Origin of the sequence: Mycobacterium persicum, from assembly GCF_002086915.1 — a bacterium.
Taxonomy (GTDB): Bacteria; Actinomycetota; Actinomycetes; order Mycobacteriales; family Mycobacteriaceae; genus Mycobacterium; species Mycobacterium persicum.
Map to the genome: position 1 here is coordinate 850,098 of NZ_MWQA01000001.1, position 17,517 is coordinate 867,614.

Below are 17,517 nucleotides of genomic sequence, written 5' to 3' on the forward strand. Positions count from 1 at the left end.
GGGGATCCGAAATACCCGTTGGGCTTAAGCTGATCGAAGGCTGATCCAAGGCCGATCGAAAAGCCGAGACCGCGTCGAACAGGGTGACACGAGATGCCGGACATCGACCAAACAGACCGGCGCCGCGGCAGCGCCAACGCGCTGCTGCAGGCGCTGGGTCCATTCACCCGCACCGGCGGCTTCTACGCCCGGTCTTGGGGCGCTTATCTGGACCGGCAGCCCGACGAGCTGCCGGTGGCTCGGCCCACCATCGCGCTTGCCGCGCAAGCGTTTCGCGACGAAATCCTGCTGACCGGCTTCGGGATGCTGAGGTCGGCGCCCAGCGCCTCCTCACTGGAGCGGATAGATCGCGAAGTCCTTGCCGCACTTGACGTTTACCAGAACAACGGCTGGCTGGCCGATCCCGAGGGATTCTTCGCGGCACCCCCGCCGCTGACCGAGGTGGCGGTCAAGCGGGTGGACAGCATGGGGCGCAGCTACCAGCGCCTCTCCTTCGACAGCGGCTACGAACCCCACCCGGGCGAACCGGGCCGCGAGCGGTGGCTGAGCTACACCGGAAACCGTCGCGAGTACGCGTTGATGTTGCGGCACCGCCGCCCGCGGCCGTGGCTGGTGTGTGTGCACGGTGCCGAGATGGGGCGGGCCGGGCTCGACCTGATGCTGTTTCACGCGTGGTATCTGTACCGCAACCTCGACCTCAATGTCGTGCTTCCGGTCCTGCCCCTGCACGGGCCGCGGGCACGCGGGCGGCCTTACGGCGCCGCGTTTCCCAGCGAGAATGTGCTCGACGCGGCCCACGGCGCCGCTCAGGCGGTGTGGGACATCCGGCGCCTGCTGTCCTGGATCCGCGCCCAGCAGCCCGACGCGATGATCGGGCTCAACGGCATATCCCTGGGCGGCCTCATCAGTTCGTTGGTCGCCAGCCTCGACGACGGACTCGGATGCGCGATCCTGGGTGTTCCAGCCGTGGATCTGGTGGAGCTGGTCGGCCGCCACGCCGGCCTCAGCGGCCACGGCCGCCTCCGTCAGACGATGAGGTCGGCCCGGCCCATCGGCAGGATGATCTCGCCGCTGGCCCTGACTCCCCGTGTTCCCTTGGCGGGCCGCTTCATCTATGCCGGTGTTGCCGACCGGTTGGTACACCCCCGGGACCAGGTCAGCCGCCTCTGGGAGCACTGGGGCAAGCCGGAGATCCATTGGTATCAAGGCGGTCACACCGGTTTCTTCCGCTCCCGGCCGGTACAGCGGTTCATCGACGACGCACTGGCGCAGTCCGGGATGGTGGACCCGGCGAGGTTACGGCCACGACGGTGAGACCGCCGGGCGTCGCGGTGGCGTCGTAGACCGCGTGGTGATCGCAGGTGTCACCCAAAGATCGGGAAGCGCCGCTGGGCGGCCAGCTTGTCCAGGCCGTTCTGCATCACCCGGCGCACGTGCGCGTCGACGTCCTTGACGTCAGGAGCGTGGCCGAATTCCTCGGCGACGCGGACGGGCGGCAGCACCTCGACGACGATCTTGGTGGGCAGCGGCATGTTGACCGGCGCGACGATGCTGAGCCCGAACGGGAAGCCGAAGGTCACCGGCAGAATGTTGGTCCGGAACAGCTTACGCTCCAACTTGGTGAGCCCAAGAGCACGTGCCAGCCGTCTGCCGCGGGTCAGGAAGAACTGGCCTTCCTGGCCGCCGATGGAGACCGCGGGCACGATCGGCACTTTTGCTTCGACGGCGGTGGTCACATAGCCGGTTCGGCCACCGAAGTCGATGACGTTCTCCCGCAGGGTGGGCCGGTAGACGTCGAAGTCACCGCCCGGGAATACCAGCACGACCGCACCGGCGGCCAACGCCTTGGCGGCGTTGTCCCGCGTTGCGCGGATCACGCCGGTGCGCTTGAAGAACTCACCGGCCGGCCCGGCGAACAGTGTGTCGAAACCCAGCGCGTACAGCGGGCGGTCATAGCCGTATCTGTCGTAATAGCCCACGGCGAACACCGACAGGTCCACCGAAACCAGGCCGCCGGAATGGTTCGAGACCACCAGGCATGCGCCCGACGGGATATTGTCCAGACCACGCACCTCGGAACGGAAATACCGCTTGACGATCGGCCGCGTCAGCGTGATGACGTGCTCGGTCAGGCCGCGGTCCCACTTTTCGATGTCGGTCGGGTCGCTGTGGGTATCGCCCATGTCTTGCCCTCACAGGTGCTCGGCTGGAGCCGATGGTACGCCGCAGCGCCATTGACGCGTGACACCAAGCGCCACACCGATTCTCGACCGCGTCCCGCCGCGGCGACGAAGCTCCGGCACCCTGATCGGTCAGTCGGGAAGGCACGCTAAGTAAGGTGGCCCACATGGGCAGAGCTCAGTTCATCCACATCCTCCGGCAGATCGGCGCTCTGGTGGTCACGGCGGTAACTGCCACCTCCACACTCAACGCATATAAACCCCTGGCGCGCAACGGTTTCGCGTCGCTGTGGTCATGGATTTTCGGTCTGGTCGTCACCGAGTTTCCGTTGCCGACACTGGCCAGCCAGGTAGGCGGACTGGCGTTGACCGCCCGCCGGCTGACCCGGCCGGTGCGGGCGCTCTCCTGGCTAGTCGCTGCCATCTCGGCATTCGGTCTGCTCAACTTCGGTCGCTCGGGTCATCGAGCCGATATCCCGCTGGCCGCTGCGTTGGACAGCGGCTTGGGCAACGGTCGCCGCACCGACTCGGACGGCCTGTGGCGCCGCGCGTCCGGCGGTGGCACCGCCAAGAATCCCGGACCGCTGCGCATGCTGCGGATCTACCGCGACTATGCCCACGACGGCGACATCAGCTACGGCGAATACGGCCGGGCCAATCATCTCGATATCTGGCGACGTCCCGATCTCGATCGGTCCGGCAAGGCACCGGTGCTGTTTCAGATCCCCGGCGGTGCCTGGACGACCGGAAACAAACGCGGACAGGCCCATCCCTTGATGAGCCACCTCGCCGAGTTGGGCTGGGTCTGCGTGGCGATCAACTACCGTCACAGCCCGCGCAACACGTGGCCCGATCACATCGTCGACGTCAAGCGCGCCCTCGCCTGGGTCAAGGCACACATCGGCGAGTACGGCGGCGACCCCGACTTCATCGCCATCACCGGTGGCTCGGCCGGCGGTCACCTGTCGTCGCTGGCGGCACTGACACCCAACGATCCGCAATTTCAACCGGGATTCGAAGACGCCGATACCCGCGTCCACGCGGCGGTGCCGTTCTACGGCGTCTACGACTTCACCCGCTTCGACGACGCGATGCATCCGATGATGCCGGCGCTACTCGTCAAATCCGTTCTCAAACAGCGGCCCGCGACCAACTTGGAGCCGTTTGTCACCGCGTCACCGGTCAACCATGTTTCCGCCGAGGCCCCGCCGTTCTTCGTGCTGCACGGCCGCAACGACTCGCTGGTACCCGTCGAGCAGGCACGCGCGTTTGTCACCGCGCTTCGCGACGTCAGCACTCAACCCGTGGTCTACGCCGAACTGCCGCTTACCCAGCACGCTTTCGACATCTTCGGGTCGGCCCGGGCGGCGCACGCGGCGATCGCCGTCGAGCAGTTCCTGGCCGAGATCTACGCGACGCGGCACCGATGACCGCCGCATACCTGCGCTGGGCCGCCGAGGGTATCGCCAAGCGACTTCTCGATGCCTATCGCAGCACCGGCGCCGACCTGCCCTTTGGCGATCCGTTGCCCTCTCATGGCTGTGAAATGGAGGGCTGGTTCTGGCGCCTCACCGACAGCGCCACCGATCGCGTCGTGGTCGGGCTGTGCAGCGTCAACCGCCACCCGGACGGGGACTGGGCCACCGTGGCAGTCGCGCTGCATCCCGGCGGGATGGTGCGGTCGGCGGCGCTGGACGAAGCCGAAGCGGAATCCTCGCCGTTCACGGTCCACGCCGGAACCGACCCGGCCGGCAGTTTCGCAGCCGCCACCGACGGGCTACGAATCGACCTCGACGACATCCATCTCAATCTGCGATTCACTGATCTGTTCCAATGGCCCAAGGTTTTCGGGGGCGGCGGGGTGTTCTCCTCGATCCCGTTTCTGAACCAATACTGGCATCCCTATCGGCTGGGCGGTAAGGCAAGCGGCACAGTCGAATTCAGTGACGGTACCTGGACGTTCGACGACGCCCGGCTCTATGCCGAACGGAACTGGGGCGCGGGCTTTCCCGAGCGCTGGTGGTGGGGCCAGGCGCACGATTTCGACGGCGCGGACGTCTCCGTCGCGTTTTCGGGCGGTCTTCTTCAGCTCGGCCCGATCCGTCAAGACGTCACCGGAGTGGTGGTGCGCCTCGGTGACGAGGTGATCCGGATGACGCCGCCGGCGCTGGTGCGATCACAGGTCGGCGACGGCCACTGGCGTATCCGGGCGTTCAACCCGCTTTACCAGATCTGGCTGGACGGTGACACCGCCGGCCGCGATCCGCACGTCTTACCGGTGCCATTGCCCGCGGCGCGGCGCAACGTCGACACCGACTTCGAGCATCTTGCCGGCCGGCTGCATTGCGTGGTCCGCAAGTTCGGCCGCGTGGTCTTCGACGGCACCTCCGAGCTGACGGGACTGGAGATCGGCAGCCGGCCGGCCGGGTAGCGGCGCTCGGTCGTATCGAACACCGCGCCCGCACCAGACAGTATGGTCTGCACATGGCCGCCGGTGTCACGGACGCATTCGTGGAGCGACTGGGTCAGCGTGCACAGCAGGCCGAGGAGCTTCGCCGGTTGCCCGCCGCCACGGTCGCCGAACTGATCGAGTCGGGATTCTTCGATCTGTTGCGGCCCACGCGGTATGGCGGGCAGCAGGCCGAATTCGCGGCGATCTTCGACCCGGTACGCCGGATGGCGCACGGCTGCGCCTCCACCGCCTGGACCGCGGCGTTCTACACGCTGCACAACTGGATGCTGGCCCTTTTCGACGAGCGCGCCCAAAGCGAGGGATTCGCTTCCCGACCGTTTCTCGCTTCGTCACCGTTGGCGCCTACCGGGCGCGGTGTCGCAGTGGACGGGGGCGTTCGGCTGTCCGGTCGCTGGTCGTGGGCCACCGGAGTGATGGACGGCAACTGGACGATCGTCGGCGCGCTCTGCGGTCCCGACAACGCGACCTACCCGGCACTGGCGCTGGTGCCCGCCGACGACATCGGGATTGTCGACGTCTGGCAAACCGACGGGATGCGTGCCACCGGCTCCAACGACGTCGTCATCGACGACGTCTTCGTCCCCGCGCACCGACTGGTCAAGGTCAGCGATATCTACGCCGGCACCGCGCCTGGTGCGCTGCTGCACGACGCGGACCTCTACCGCTGGCCGCTGATACCCGCGCTGGCGCTGGTCGCCGCAATGCCGGCGCTGGGCGCCGCCGAGCGCGTCACCGAAGTCTTCGCCGAGCGACTCTTCGAACGTGTCCTGGCCTACGAGGGTGGCACGCAGAAAGACAAGCCGGCCGCTCAAGCCCGACTGGCCGAAGCCCGGGTCCGGCTACGCGCCCTGGACGGTCTGCTGGCCGACACCGCCGGGCGAATCGACCAGACCTTGGCGGCCGGAGACCGTGTGCCGCGCCCCGTCCGCGCCGATGCCCGGCTGGCCGCCGCGCACATCGTGCGGGAATCACGCGCGGTGATCGCCGGCCTACTGGAGGCGTCCGGCGCCAGCGCACACTTTCTCAGCAGCCCGCTACAACGGGCCAAACGCGATGTCGACGTGCTCAGCGGCCACGTGGTCTTCGACTACGACGTCAGCCGAGAACTGGCCGGCGCCTTGGCAATTGGCCTGAAGGTGGCGCCGACCGCCATGGTCTGACGGTGAGCTTCAGCGGCCGGCCAGCCTGTCGATGTCGACCACTTCGCCGCGGTTGATGCTGACCCAGTCACGGCCGTCGAGATATGGCCGCAGACTTTGGGCGATGAGGTCGGCATCGGCGGGTGACTTCGGCCGCTGCAGCTCATAGACATGCGGCAATTCGGCCATACCGGTGACCACGTTCCACAGCTTGAGCGCATCCGGCCCGGTCGGTGGGTCCACCAGCACCGGCCCGAACAGGCATTGCCCCTCGATGAACAGCGTCGGCACCCCGTATCCGCCGGCGTCGACAACCCGCTGATGCTCCGCGCGGACCTCGTCGTGGGTGCTCGGATCCGCAAGCGCGGCATCGAGAATCGACGCGTCGACACCGATCTCGCCCAGCAGCCGGCGGGCCACCGCGGGATCGTGCGGTTTGCCGCCGAGACTGTGCAGTTCGTTACCGATCGCCGCGTACCACCGGTCGAGCAACGACATGTCGCTGCGGCGCAGCAACGCGCCGATGCGCATCAGAGACCAGCCGTAGGACCAGTCACGTTCCCAGGGGTGCTTCTTGCCGGCTACCCGGTTGATCTCCTCGAGGCTGAAAAACCGCCAATTGACGGCGATGCCCAACTGCGCACGGACGTCACGGATCCAGATCGAGGTCTGGTAGGCGAACGGGCACATGGGGTCAAAGTGGAAATCTACGACAGTGCTCATCACGCTTGACCTTTCGACGGCGCCTCGCGAGCTGGCGTTGCCGCGTAGCCTACGCGCACGCGCCGGACCGAAAGCCGTGCCTGCACGATCACCTGACATCGACGGCCACGATTTCTTAGGTAATCGGCCGTCGAGGCCCAAAGCCCCTAGCAGGTGCCGGGTTGCGCGGTGCAGTGTTGCGATATGCCGACGCGGATCGGCGGCAGGGGGATTTACATGAAGAGGCTGCACCCGGGGTTGACCGGCGCCGCCCAAAACGGCTTTGCCGCTTTTCTGCGGAATCATGGCGGGAAGCTGCGCTGGATCGTGGTGCTCGTGGGCGTGACATTGATGATGTTCGGCGCGGTGATACCGGTAGCCTGTAGCCGCCAGCCCAGTAATTGCGGAAATGGTGCCGCGTGCGAGCCCACGAAGGGCGCACCGGACGCGGAACGGGGCCCGGCCGCGGATAGAAAGCACGCGGGTCGATTGCTAGATGCTGCCCGGCAGTGCGAGGACGATATGCACAGCGCCCACCCGCCGGCGGCCTGTTATGTCGTGGTGTCGTGGGAGCAGAACCGGAAAATCCCTTATCAGGAAGCCATAGACCTCGCCAACAAGTTGATGCGACAAGGATTCGTGGACGCTCTTTCGGCCGCCTCCGACAAGCCGTGGGCTCCCTATTCCGGCTCTTCGCAGATGAGGGTGTAGAGGTGGTCGGCGCGTCGTTGCCGGGATAGGGGTCGAGGTCTTCCGAAGATGAGGGTTCCTACACACCTGATCTGGAAGACCTCGACATGCCTGACGCTACCTTCGCTTGCCCTGATCTGACCACGTTCTGCCGCCTTGATGAGCTCGGGATGGAGGTGACTGGACAACGCCTGGGACCCGAGCAGGCGGTGCTGGCGTGCCGGATCGTCGGCGACGACTCGTGGTGTCGGCGCTGCGGCGAGCAAGGTGCGGTGCGCGACACCGTGACCCGTCAACTTGCGCACGAGCCATTCGGGTTGCGGCCGACAACCTTGCTGGTCACGATCCGCCGCTACCGATGCGCGGGCTGCGCGCACGTGTGGCGTCAAGACAGCAGCAAGGTCGCCGAGTCGCGGGGCAAGCTCTCCCGCCGCGGGTTGCAGTGGGCGCTGGAAGCCCTTGTGTGCCAGCACCTGAGCGTGGCTCGGATCGCCGAAGCCCTGGCGGTGTCGTGGAACACCGCCAACAATGCGGTCCTGGCCGAAGGCAAGCGGGTGCTCATCGCCGATCCGGCCCGCTTCGACTCGGTGGCGGTGATCGGCGTCGACGAGCACGTCTGGCGGCACACCCGCCGGGGCGACAAGTACGTCACCGTCATCATCGATTTGACCCCGGTGCGCGACAAGGCTGGTCCTGCGCGGTTGCTCGACATGGTCGAAGGGCGGTCGAAGAAGGCGTTCCAGCAATGGTTGGCCGACCGGCCGAAGGAATGGCGTGATGGTGTGGAAGTCGTTGCCATGGACGGATTTTCCGGGTTCAAGACCGCGGCCGTTGAAGAGCTTCCCGATGCAGCGACGGTGATGGATCCCTTCCACGTGGTCCGATTGGCAGGCAACGCCCTCGATGAATGCCGGCGCCGTGTCCAGCTGGACACCTGCGGGCACCGGGGCCGCAAGACCGACCCGCTCTATGCGTGCCGGCGGACCTTGCAGACTGGCGCTGATCTGCTTACCGACAAGCAACGGGCCAGGCTGACAGCCCTATTCGCCGTCGACGTCCATGCCGAGGTCGAAGCCACCTGGCAGATGTATCAGCGCACCGTGGCCGCCTACCGCCACCCCGACCGCGCCACCGGCCGCACCATGATGGCCGCGCTGATCACCACGCTGAGCACCGGCGTTCCCCAAGCCTTGCAGGAGGTCATCACCCTCGGGCGCACGCTCAAGAAGAGGGCCACCGATGTCCTGGCCTACTTCGACCGGCCCGGCACCTCCAACGGGCCCACCGAAGCGATCAACGGCCGTCTTGAACACCTCCGCGGATCCGCCCTAGGCTTTCGCAACCTCACCAACTACATTGCCAGATCGCTACTGGAAACCGGTGGATTCAGACCCCAACTACACCCTCGATTGTGAAGAGCCCCTATTCCCTGCAAGCCTGCAATTGGTATCTTGGCGCTCTTGGAGCGATTCTGGATATTCCCTATTTCAGAGATCGCGCCTATGACGGCGTCTACGACGAGAAGCTGCGTAATGCCGACAAGATGAATGAGTTCCTCGCACAGGCGGTCAAGAATCCGGATAGAAGCGGTTGGAAGCTCGTCGGCGTAGGAATCAATCCCGGATCCGAGGTCACGGAACTGGCAAATCAAGGTCAATTTGTTGTCGCGTCATCGCATAGCATCCCGGGCCGCACCGAATACGGGCATATCGCAATTGCGGCACCGGATTACCTCGATAAGGAATCCCAGCCGGCGGCAGGCAATACCGGGCCGTGGATCAGATATTCGGTGTACAACGGCACGCCGCATACCACGAAAAGCACCAGGACCAGCGCCATCTTCGGCTCCAGCGTTACCGAGCCGATCTGGGTGCAGTATGTCGGTAAAGACTGGCTCGTACCGTCGGGTCAAAAGAAACTCCCGTGCGTGGACTTGAACGGCGACGGTATCTGTGACGACCTGCCCGGTGGGGGGACACCGCCGTCGCCCACCTATGTCTGCGTCGAATGTCCGCCCGGATATCACTGCGGCCACAATCCGGAACGCTGCATCCCCAACGCAACCACTCCGGTAACGACCAAGCCGACGACACCACCGGTGACGACCAAACCGTCGACCCCGCCGGTGACAACACCACCGGTGACAACCAAACCGTCGACCCCGCCGGTGACAACACCACCGGTGACAACCAAACCCTCGACCCCCCCGGTGACGACGCCGCCGACGACGACCGAACACCCCGCGTGAGCGGCTTTCGAGTCAACTCGGCTCGTGCGCCACACGCTATTGCACAGTCACTTTCCCGGTGAAGGTACACGTCGGCGCGTTGTCGCCGCCCACGAAGCTGGCGTAGCCGGTGGTGATCGTGGTGGCGCCGGGCTTGAGCGCCGTGAACGTCCACACCTCGGTGCCGGGTGCGCCCATCATGTCGGTGTCCGGCCGCACATACCGGTGATCGACCTGCTTCAGGACCGTGGCGTCACCGATCTTCATGTCTTCCGCCCATCGGAACGGGGTGGTGTAATTCGACCCGAGCGTCACCTGCAGCGTGTCCCCGACCGACATGGTGACATCGCGTTCGATCGCGCTTTGCTTCAACACGTCATCCATCGACACGTCAATGGTTTTGGTCGCCGGCGGCCGGGCCTTGCTGGCACAGCCGATGCAACCCAACAGCACCGACAAGACAACCATGACGACGGTCACCATGAGTCTGATCTTCATCAACACCGCCCTTCAATCAGGGTTTGCAGCATAGTCGCCTGAACGGGATCGCGTTGGCCGGCAAGGACGTTTGCTTGCCCGGCGAGTTCCGGCGCCCGGCGAACTCCCGATCTCGTGTTCCCGGCGCTCGGCGGCGCGGCGTTTCCGGGCGCATGTCCGGCCCTAGTCCGGTAGCTTCGACGCGTGTTTGGCATCATCCGGCCGTGCCGTCACCGGCTCGGTGGCGAACTCACGGCAGTATGGCGAGCGCAGCTATGCGGACTGTGCCTGGCGCTTCGCGACGACTACGGCCAGGCCGCGCGGATCGCCACCAACTACGACGGCTTGGTGGTCTCGCTGCTGGTCGAGGCGCAGTCCGACGCGCGACCAACGCGACGGACCGCCGGTCCCTGTCCATTGCGCGGGATGCGACGTGCGGACGTGGCGACCGGTGAGTGCGTGCGACTGGCCGCCGTGGTGTCGCTGGCGCTGGCCGCCGCCCGGGTGCGCGATCACGTCGACGACCGTGACGGCGTGGTCGGTGCGGCCCCGGTGCGGGTGGCGGCGCGCCGCATCGCCGATCGCTGGACGCGCCAGGGCACCGATGCCGGACACTCCCTCGGATTCGACACCGGCGTGCTGGTCGCGGCGATCGACCGGCAGACCGAGCTCGAGGCGATGGTCGGTCGGGCGGGCCCGGGCAGCTCGCTACTGCTGGTGACCGAGCCCACCGAGACCGCGGTCGCCGCGGCCTTCGCACATACCGCGGTGTTGGCCGGCCGACCGGCCAACCAGGAGCCGCTGCATGAGGTGGGGCGGCTGTTCGGGCGAATCGCGCATGTCCTCGACGCGGTCGAGGATTACCGCGACGACGCAGCTCACGGAAAGTGGAACCCGTTGGCGGCCACCGGAACACCCGTCGCGGCGGCCCGCACCCTGTGCGACGACGCAGCGCTGGGCATCGAACTGGCACTGGCCGACGTCGACTTCACCGACGGACGACTGGCGCGGCGGTTGCTGACCCGCGAGGGGCGCCGCGCGATATCGCGCACCTTCAACCGCGCCGGCGACAGCGCGCGAGGCGGGACGCCGCATGGCGAGCAGGACGGGATCAACTTCGGCGACCAGGCGATCGGCGCCGGCCCCTACCCGGGCGATCCGGATGAGCTACCGCCCAATCCGGAGCAAAGTCCCAAACAGGGATGCTGGAACACCTGCACCGACGCGTGTTGCTGCGACTGCTGCTGCGACGAAGACTGCTGCTGCGACTGCTGCGACTCCTGCGACTGCTGCGACTGCTCGTAGTTCGGGCCATGTGGTCGCGGGATCGATGAGTCCGTAGGCGAAGATGGGCTGGTGTTCGGCCTCGTCGTTATCGTCACGCTCGTCGCCATCGTGGTTGCCGGAACCGTTCTGGGTCGCCGTTACCGGGTGGGACCGCCGGTCTTGCTCATCCTGCTTGGCGCGCTGCTGGGTCTCATCCCCCGGTTCGGAAGCGTCGAGATCGACGGCGAAATCGTGTTGCTGCTATTCCTTCCGGCGATCCTTTACTGGGAAAGTCTGAACACCAGCTTCCGCGAAATCCGCTGGAACTTGCGCGTGATCATCATGTTCAGTGTGGGGCTGGTGATTGCCACCGCGGTGGCCGTGTCATGGACAGCACGGGCATTCGGCATGGAGTCACACGCCGCGGCGGTGCTGGGTGCGGTGCTCTCGCCCACCGACGCCGCCGCGGTGGCCGGCCTGGCCAAACGATTGCCGCGGCGCACACTTACCGTCTTGAAAGGCGAGAGCCTCATCAACGACGGAACGGCGCTGGTCCTCTTCGCCGTGACCGTGGCCGTCGCCGAAGGTGCGCCGGGGATCGGACCTGCCGCCCTGGTCGGCCGTTTTGTCGTCTCCTATTTGGGTGGGATCACCGCGGGGCTGTTGGTCGGGTGGCTGGTGACGATGCTGCGCCGCAGGATTGACGCACCGCTCGAGGAAGGAGCGCTGAGCATGATGACGCCGTTCGCGGCGTTCCTGCTCGCCCAGTCGCTACATTGCAGCGGCGTCGTCGCGGTCATGGTGTCAGCGCTGGTGCTCGCCTACACCGGCCCGCGGGTGATTCGGGCGCGTTCCCGTCTGCAGTCGTTCGCATTCTGGGATATCTCGACGTTCCTCATCAACGGGTCTTTGTGGGTCTTCGTCGGGGTCCAGATCCCAGGCGCGATCGAGCACATCTCCGACGTCGGCGGCGGACTGCGTCGCGCCACCGTCCTGGCATTGGTCGTCGCGGGGGTTGTCGTCGCAACCCGAATCGTGTGGGTCGAGGTGACCACCCTGCTGGGACGCGCGGTCGACCGGTCCTTGCGTAAACCCCACCGCTACGTCGGCTTTCGCCAGCGCTGTGTGACCAGCTGGGCCGGATTCCGCGGCGCGGTCTCGCTCGCGGCAGCGCTCGCGGTCCCGATGACCACGCGAAGCGGCGCACCGTTCCCCGACCGCAACCTGATCATCTTTGTCGTGTCGATCGTGATTCTGGTGACGGTGCTGGTCCAGGGCAGCTCACTGCCCGCGGTGGTCCGCTGGGCCCGGATGCCGGACGACGTCACCCGTGCCGACGAATTGCAGTTGGCCCGAATTCGCAGCGCCGAAGCCGCCCTGGAAGCCTTGCCGGAGGTCGCCGACGCGCTTGGGGCCGGCACCGAGATTGTGAAACGCCTGCAGCGCGATTACGAAGAACGCGCCGAACTCGTCGGGGTCAACGGCGCCGACTCCGCGACCAGCGATCTGGCGGCGCACTGCGATCTGGTCCGTCAGGTTCGGCTCGGCGTTCTGCAATATCAGCGGCAGGCCGTCACCGCGCTGCGCAACAAGAACCTGATCGACGACATTGTGCTACGCGAGGTGCAGGCGGAGATGGATCTCGAGGAGGTGCAGCTGCTCGACCCGGCCGACCTCGACTGACGTCGATCCCGGTGGCGGCGACTGCTGCGGAGGGCGAGCGACCGGCTGCTCAACCCACCGCACACGGCAGCCGTTTGATCCCGTGGAAGAACGAGGACCGCAGCCGGTCGGGCGGCCCGGTGACGACGAGGCCGGGCACGCGTGGGTACAACTCTTCCAGCATCACCCGCAGTTCCAGACGGGCGAGCTGAGCGCCGAGGCAGAAGTGCACTCCCCCGCCGCCGAACGCGACATGGTCGGGCCCCGGCCCAGACCGCCCCCGGGTGATGTCGAACTCGGCGGCCCGCTCGAACATGTCCTCGTCGCGGTTGGCCGACAGGTAGTGCATCAGCACCCAGTCGCCGGCCCGGATGTGCTGGCCGCGGATCTCCACGTCGCGAGTGGCGGTACGGCGGAAGTGCATCACCGGGGTGGCCCAGCGCAGCAGTTCCTCGACGGCGGTCTTGGCCGCCTTACGATCGCGGACCAGCAGCGCCTGTTGGTCGGGGTGCTCGGACAGCGCCAGGATGCCGTGGCTGAGGGTGTTTCGAGTGGTCTCGTTGCCGGCGATGGCCAGCAGCAGGAAGAATTCGTTGAGCTGGTCGCGGTTGAGCCGGTCGCCGTCGACCTCGGCGGCGAGCAGAGCCGACAGGATGTCGTCGGTGAGGCCGTGCTTTCGCCGGTGTTCGACCAATTCGCCGCAATAGGCGAACATTTCGGCGGCCGCCTGCCCGAGCGCCTCGGGTGTGGGAGCGTAGTCGGGGTCCTCGATGCCCAGGCTTCCGATCGCGTTGCTCCAGCGGAAGACGTCCATCCGGTCCGCGGCGGGCACACCCAGTACCTCGGCGATCACCTGCAGCGATATTTCCGCGGAAACATCTGTGACGGCGTCGAATTCGCCCTTGTCGGCGATGTTGGCGACGATGTCGCGGGCGACTTGGCGCATCCGCGGTTCCAGACGCAGCACATTGCGCGCGGTGAAGCCCTGGTTGATCAGCTTGCGGTAGTGAATGTGTCGCGGCGGGTCGATTCCCGGCAGCATCGCCGAGGTCGGCGCCGCCTCGACCGCCACCAGGGTGTTGCCCTTGCTGCTGGTGAACGTCTCGGTGTCGCGACTGACCAGTCGCACATCGGCGTGTCGGGTCAGCAACCACGTTCTGGGCAGTCCGGACAGGTACACCGGATGCACTGGCGCGCGGGCCCGCAACCTGCGCAGCGCCTCGAACGGAGCACCGGCGAGATACGTGTCCGGGTCTAGCACGGCGGCGGCGTCGCGACCGGAAGTGCTGTCGTGATTTTCGACAATCAGCGACCCCAGCTTCGGAATGCTCATCGGTGCTCCGCGCGCGCCTTGATACCGGCGATGACGACGTCGAGTCCGGCCCGGAACCGCGATGCGGGCTGACGCTTGCCGCGGGACTCCTCCAGGCTGATCGAACCGAGCAGATAGGTGTACAACACCGAATGTGCCGCGGCAACACCGCTTTCGACTAGTCCGGCTTCGGCGAGAAGGGCGCGGCTCAGTTTGTCGAGGCGGCGGGCGCGTTCCCCGCCGCCACTGGTTTGCAGGACGCCGGCGACGCCGGGGACGTCGAGCAGCACGTCGCGTGCGGCACAGTAAAGCTCGGTGAGCCGGGTGTCCCAGGGGCCGGCTTCGGGTTCGGGGATGTCGGCCAGAACGGATTCGGCGAGCAGGTCCAGGGCGGCCTGCTTGCCCGGGACGTGGTAGTACACCGATGGGACCGCGGCGCCGAGTTCGGCGGCGAGCTCACGCATCGTCACCTGCTGCACGCCCATCCGCCTGGCCAGGTTGTGCAGGCACGCCACCACCTGGGCGCGGTCGAGTTCGCCGTAGGCCCGCCGTTCCGTGGAGGTCATTGAACCCGCCTATTCGAGCGGCGTTCGAAATGATTCGAGCACTGTTAGAATCTAGCGCGATGAGCGCCGTCGCCGCAAAGCTGTCGATTGCCACGCCGGTGGTGACCATGTTGCCGGGGGTCAGCGCCGACTGGGAAAGGCACGCCTCGGTAGAGGACCTGGCTCAGATCGCCGAAGCCGCGGACCGGCTCGGCTACCACCACCTGACCTGCAGCGAGCACATTGCCTTGCCCAGAGCCGAGCAGCGGCGCCGCGGGACCCGCTATTGGGATCCGTTGGCCACCTTGGGCTACTTGGCCGCGCGCACCCAGCGCATTCGGCTGGCCACTAACGTGCTGGTGCTCGGCTATCATCATCCGCTCGAAATCGCCAAGCGTTACGGCACTTTGGACGCTGTCAGCGGCGGCAGGCTAATCCTCGGTGTGGGTGTCGGCAGTCTCGAAGACGAATTTCATCTCATCGGCGCTCCGTTCGCCGATCGTGGAGCCCGCGCCGACGACGCGTTGCGAGCGTTGCGCTCGGCGCTGTCGGTATCCGAGCCCAGCTACCATGGCCAGTTCTATTCCTTTGACGGCATGGTGGTCGACCCGTGCGCGGTCCAGTCGCACGTCCCCATCTGGGTCGGCGGACGCACCGTGCGGTCACTGCGGCGAGCCGCGACGCTGGCCGATGGGTGGGCCCCGTTCGACGTGAGCCTAGGGCACGTCCGAGAATGGTTGAGCCGCTTCGAACTTCATCCGGGATTCGAAGTGGTGCTGACGCCCCCGGCGCCGCTGGACCCGATCGGCGAACCCCAGTTGACCCGCGACGTCCTCGCCGAGACCGCCGCGCACGGCGCCACCACCATCTGCGCCACCTTCGTGCACACCTCGCGGCAGCACTACCTAGAAAGCCTGCAGGCTCTTACCGAACTGGCCCCTCTGGAGTGGCGAGCCGCTCCGCGCGCTTATTCCCCACGAAGGGTTGACATTTCATCGTCATGACGAATCTGTGATGTCGTTAGCGGACCGACCAGGACGGCGCATGGCGGGTCACCGTAGGCGGTATCGCCGGCGCAGATCCTCCCCGGTGACCGTGTTGCCGGCGGCGTAGTCGGGTCGGCCCGGCGAAAGTCATCTACCAAGCCAGGCGCACGTAGCGCGCGCAGGGTTTCGTTCAGCGACTCCAGGTCGTCGGGCGACATCCTGACCGCGGTGACGCGGCCGTAGCGGGTTGTCTGGATGCTTTCGTGTTTGGTATCAGCCTCATCGACGAGCGCAGAAATCTTGTCCTGGCCTCAGTCAGCGGCACCATTTTCTGGTCAACAGTCACCCGAAGATCCCGTGCTCTGCACAGGTCAGATCGAACGGGGCGCCCCGCGCGTGCCGGACGCCGGTGAGGGCGCGCGGCAAGTCGTCACGGTGCCGAAACGGTGGCAATCTCGGCCTGCTCTTTGACTTCGCAAGCCGACCATGAGCACACTTCGCCAAAGACGCGATCGGTTAGGGCGCCGCCGCGAAGCAGAACTCGCCGGCGAAATGGGCGCGACTACGGTATGCGGGTTGGTCGGCTCACCGGTGGCCTCACGAATGTATTCGCCGATTTGACGCAGCGAGCGGCTGGCCTCGGGCACCACTGGTGCGGCCAGCTGAAAGACATGAATCTGGCCCGGCCAGATCCGGACCTCGGCCGGCACACCAGCAGCCGCCAACTTGGCCGCCGCCAACCGCGCATCGTGTAGCAGCACCTCGGAGCCGGATACATGGATCAGCGTTTGCGGCAGGCCGGGCCGGATGTGATCCAACGGCTCATAGATCTCTTCGGGCATCTCGTCGACCGAGTGCTTGGTAGCCGCGCTGGCAACCCAGGCCGTCAGCGCATCGAAAGCCGTAGCGGGAAACATCGCGTCGGTGCTGATGTTGGGATGTGCTTTCTTGGGTTCCTTGGCCAGCTGCAGCAGCGGTGAGATTGCAACCAATGCTGCCGGCCTTTCGCCAAACTGCTGCAAACGCTGCGCCAATGCCAGTGCCAAATAGCCACCCGCTGAGTCACCGGCCAACACGATCTGGTCGGGCTGGTACCCGTGCCGACGCAGCCATCGGTATCCGTCGTAACAGTCATCGAGCGCCATGCTGAGCGAATGCTTGGGAATCAGCCGGTAATTGACCACCAATACCGGCGCGTCGGCGGAGTGCGACAGGGCATTGACCACCCCGCTGTGCGAGTTTGCCCCACAGGTCAGGAATGCGCCGCCATGCAGGTAGAGCACTACTCGCCGGGTGCCATCCGCAGGCAGCACTGCCGGTGCGCGAACCAGCAGTGCGCTGGCGTTGGGTAGCTTCACCCGAGCACGGACCGTGCCCGGCGTCGGGAGCAATACCCGGCACGCGAAGTCGACCAGGCCAAACGGCCACGGCGCATGGGGGAGATGGCTAACCACGCTGATAACGGGCCGGATCGCACACCGCGCTGCCAATGACACCAACCGGGCCGGTGCACTTGGACCCGTCTCGACGATCTCGGCGGCGGCTTCGTCGCTGAGAGCGGCGGCTTCGTCGAGCTGCAATCGATGTGCAGCCGTCCTTGCAGGTTCGCGAAGAGCCTTTGCCGGAAACCCGGGCAGGGTTGTCAATGGTGCAATCAAGCTCGACGCTTCCTTTACAGCATGGTCAAATCACAATACGCGTGTATAGTATTCTGCAATGGATGCATAGCGCAAGACTTCCTTGTGGCAATATTTGATCAGGTACACCATGCCGCACCCGTCCTGCCGATGAGCTCGCCCGGCGCCTCGTGATAGATGCGCCGGGTCAAAGCTTTTGCCGCCACCGCCCCTTCACCGCA

15 protein-coding genes and 1 pseudogene are annotated in these 17,517 nt (G+C 66.2%); 10 read left to right on the forward strand and 6 right to left on the reverse strand.

Going from position 1 to position 17,517, the window contains the following annotated elements; all coding sequences use genetic code 11:
- Positions 1 to 93 precede the first annotated feature (93 nt).
- Positions 94 to 1,314, forward strand: coding sequence for an alpha/beta hydrolase family protein (locus B4U45_RS03790; RefSeq protein ID WP_075548004.1), 1,221 nt, complete (start codon positions 94 to 96; stop codon positions 1,312 to 1,314).
- A gap of 50 nt (positions 1,315 to 1,364) precedes the next feature.
- Here the strand turns inward: B4U45_RS03790 and B4U45_RS03795 are convergent, their stop codons facing one another.
- On the reverse strand, positions 1,365 to 2,183 hold the full coding sequence (locus B4U45_RS03795) for a 1-acyl-sn-glycerol-3-phosphate acyltransferase (protein WP_075548003.1): 819 nt from the start codon (positions 2,181 to 2,183) through the stop codon (positions 1,365 to 1,367).
- A gap of 164 nt (positions 2,184 to 2,347) precedes the next feature.
- On the opposite strand from B4U45_RS03795, the gene B4U45_RS03800 reads away from it, so the two are divergent.
- The 3 genes from B4U45_RS03800 to B4U45_RS03810 are packed head-to-tail and all read left to right on the forward strand — an operon-like array spanning position 2,348 to position 5,813.
- Positions 2,348 to 3,610, forward strand: coding sequence for an alpha/beta hydrolase (locus B4U45_RS03800; protein ID WP_075548002.1), 1,263 nt, complete (start codon positions 2,348 to 2,350; stop codon positions 3,608 to 3,610).
- On the forward strand, positions 3,607 to 4,611 hold the full coding sequence (locus tag B4U45_RS03805; protein WP_075548001.1) for a tocopherol cyclase family protein: 1,005 nt from the start codon (positions 3,607 to 3,609) through the stop codon (positions 4,609 to 4,611). The genes B4U45_RS03800 and B4U45_RS03805 overlap by 4 nt, the downstream gene beginning before the upstream one ends.
- Positions 4,612 to 4,664: 53 nt before the next feature.
- Positions 4,665 to 5,813: an acyl-CoA dehydrogenase family protein gene (locus tag B4U45_RS03810; protein ID WP_075548000.1), complete on the forward strand. Its 1,149-nt coding sequence runs from the start codon at positions 4,665 to 4,667 to the stop codon at positions 5,811 to 5,813.
- Between the two features lie 9 nt (positions 5,814 to 5,822).
- On the opposite strand, the gene B4U45_RS03815 is transcribed toward B4U45_RS03810, so the two are convergent.
- Complete coding sequence (locus B4U45_RS03815) at positions 5,823 to 6,515, reverse strand: mycothiol-dependent nitroreductase Rv2466c family protein (protein WP_075547999.1); 693 nt, start codon at positions 6,513 to 6,515, stop codon at positions 5,823 to 5,825.
- Between the two features lie 183 nt (positions 6,516 to 6,698).
- On the opposite strand from B4U45_RS03815, the gene B4U45_RS03820 reads away from it, so the two are divergent.
- The 3 genes from B4U45_RS03820 (at position 6,699) to B4U45_RS03830 (ending at position 9,432) form a co-directional block, all read left to right on the forward strand.
- Positions 6,699 to 7,205 (forward strand): hypothetical protein, encoded by a 507-nt coding sequence (locus B4U45_RS03820; RefSeq protein ID WP_131808322.1) that lies wholly within the window; start codon positions 6,699 to 6,701, stop codon positions 7,203 to 7,205.
- 86 nt (positions 7,206 to 7,291) lie between these two features.
- Positions 7,292 to 8,599 carry an ISL3 family transposase gene (locus tag B4U45_RS03825; protein WP_099225836.1) on the forward strand — a complete coding sequence of 436 codons (1,308 nt, stop codon included), beginning with the start codon at positions 7,292 to 7,294 and terminating at the stop codon, positions 8,597 to 8,599.
- Positions 8,596 to 9,432: a hypothetical protein gene (locus tag B4U45_RS03830; protein ID WP_183155018.1), complete on the forward strand. Its 837-nt coding sequence runs from the start codon at positions 8,596 to 8,598 to the stop codon at positions 9,430 to 9,432. Before B4U45_RS03825 ends, B4U45_RS03830 begins: the two co-directional genes overlap by 4 nt.
- A 36-nt stretch (positions 9,433 to 9,468) precedes the next feature.
- Here the strand turns inward: B4U45_RS03830 and B4U45_RS03835 are convergent, their stop codons facing one another.
- A complete protein-coding gene (locus tag B4U45_RS03835; protein WP_075545513.1) occupies positions 9,469 to 9,909 on the reverse strand; it encodes a protease inhibitor I42 family protein in 441 nt (146 codons plus the stop codon).
- Between the two features lie 183 nt (positions 9,910 to 10,092).
- Between B4U45_RS03835 and B4U45_RS03840 the strand changes: the two genes are divergently transcribed.
- Together B4U45_RS03840 and B4U45_RS03845 are read left to right on the forward strand one after the other, a co-directional pair.
- Positions 10,093 to 11,193, forward strand: a complete 1,101-nt coding sequence (locus B4U45_RS03840) for a DUF5685 family protein (protein WP_219859322.1) — start codon at positions 10,093 to 10,095, stop codon at positions 11,191 to 11,193.
- 51 nt (positions 11,194 to 11,244) lie between these two features.
- Positions 11,245 to 12,837: a Na+/H+ antiporter gene (locus B4U45_RS03845; RefSeq protein WP_075545489.1), complete on the forward strand. Its 1,593-nt coding sequence runs from the start codon at positions 11,245 to 11,247 to the stop codon at positions 12,835 to 12,837.
- 49 nt (positions 12,838 to 12,886) lie between these two features.
- Here the strand turns inward: B4U45_RS03845 and B4U45_RS03850 are convergent, their stop codons facing one another.
- Both B4U45_RS03850 and B4U45_RS03855 read right to left on the reverse strand, forming a co-directional pair.
- Positions 12,887 to 14,149 (reverse strand): cytochrome P450, encoded by a 1,263-nt coding sequence (locus B4U45_RS03850; protein WP_075545488.1) that lies wholly within the window; start codon positions 14,147 to 14,149, stop codon positions 12,887 to 12,889.
- On the reverse strand, positions 14,146 to 14,694 hold the full coding sequence (locus B4U45_RS03855) for a TetR/AcrR family transcriptional regulator (protein ID WP_075545487.1): 549 nt from the start codon (positions 14,692 to 14,694) through the stop codon (positions 14,146 to 14,148). Before B4U45_RS03855 ends, B4U45_RS03850 begins: the two co-directional genes overlap by 4 nt.
- 59 nt (positions 14,695 to 14,753) lie before the next feature.
- Here B4U45_RS03855 and B4U45_RS03860 point away from each other — a divergent pair, with 59 nt between their 5' ends.
- Positions 14,754 to 15,677 (forward strand): TIGR03619 family F420-dependent LLM class oxidoreductase, encoded by a 924-nt coding sequence (locus tag B4U45_RS03860; protein ID WP_083153490.1) that lies wholly within the window; start codon positions 14,754 to 14,756, stop codon positions 15,675 to 15,677.
- A 572-nt stretch (positions 15,678 to 16,249) separates the two neighbouring features.
- Here B4U45_RS03860 and B4U45_RS03865 read toward each other — a convergent pair.
- Positions 16,250 to 17,317, reverse strand: a pseudogene (locus tag B4U45_RS03865) (alpha/beta hydrolase fold domain-containing protein); the annotation flags it as partial.
- Positions 17,318 to 17,517 lie beyond the last annotated feature (200 nt).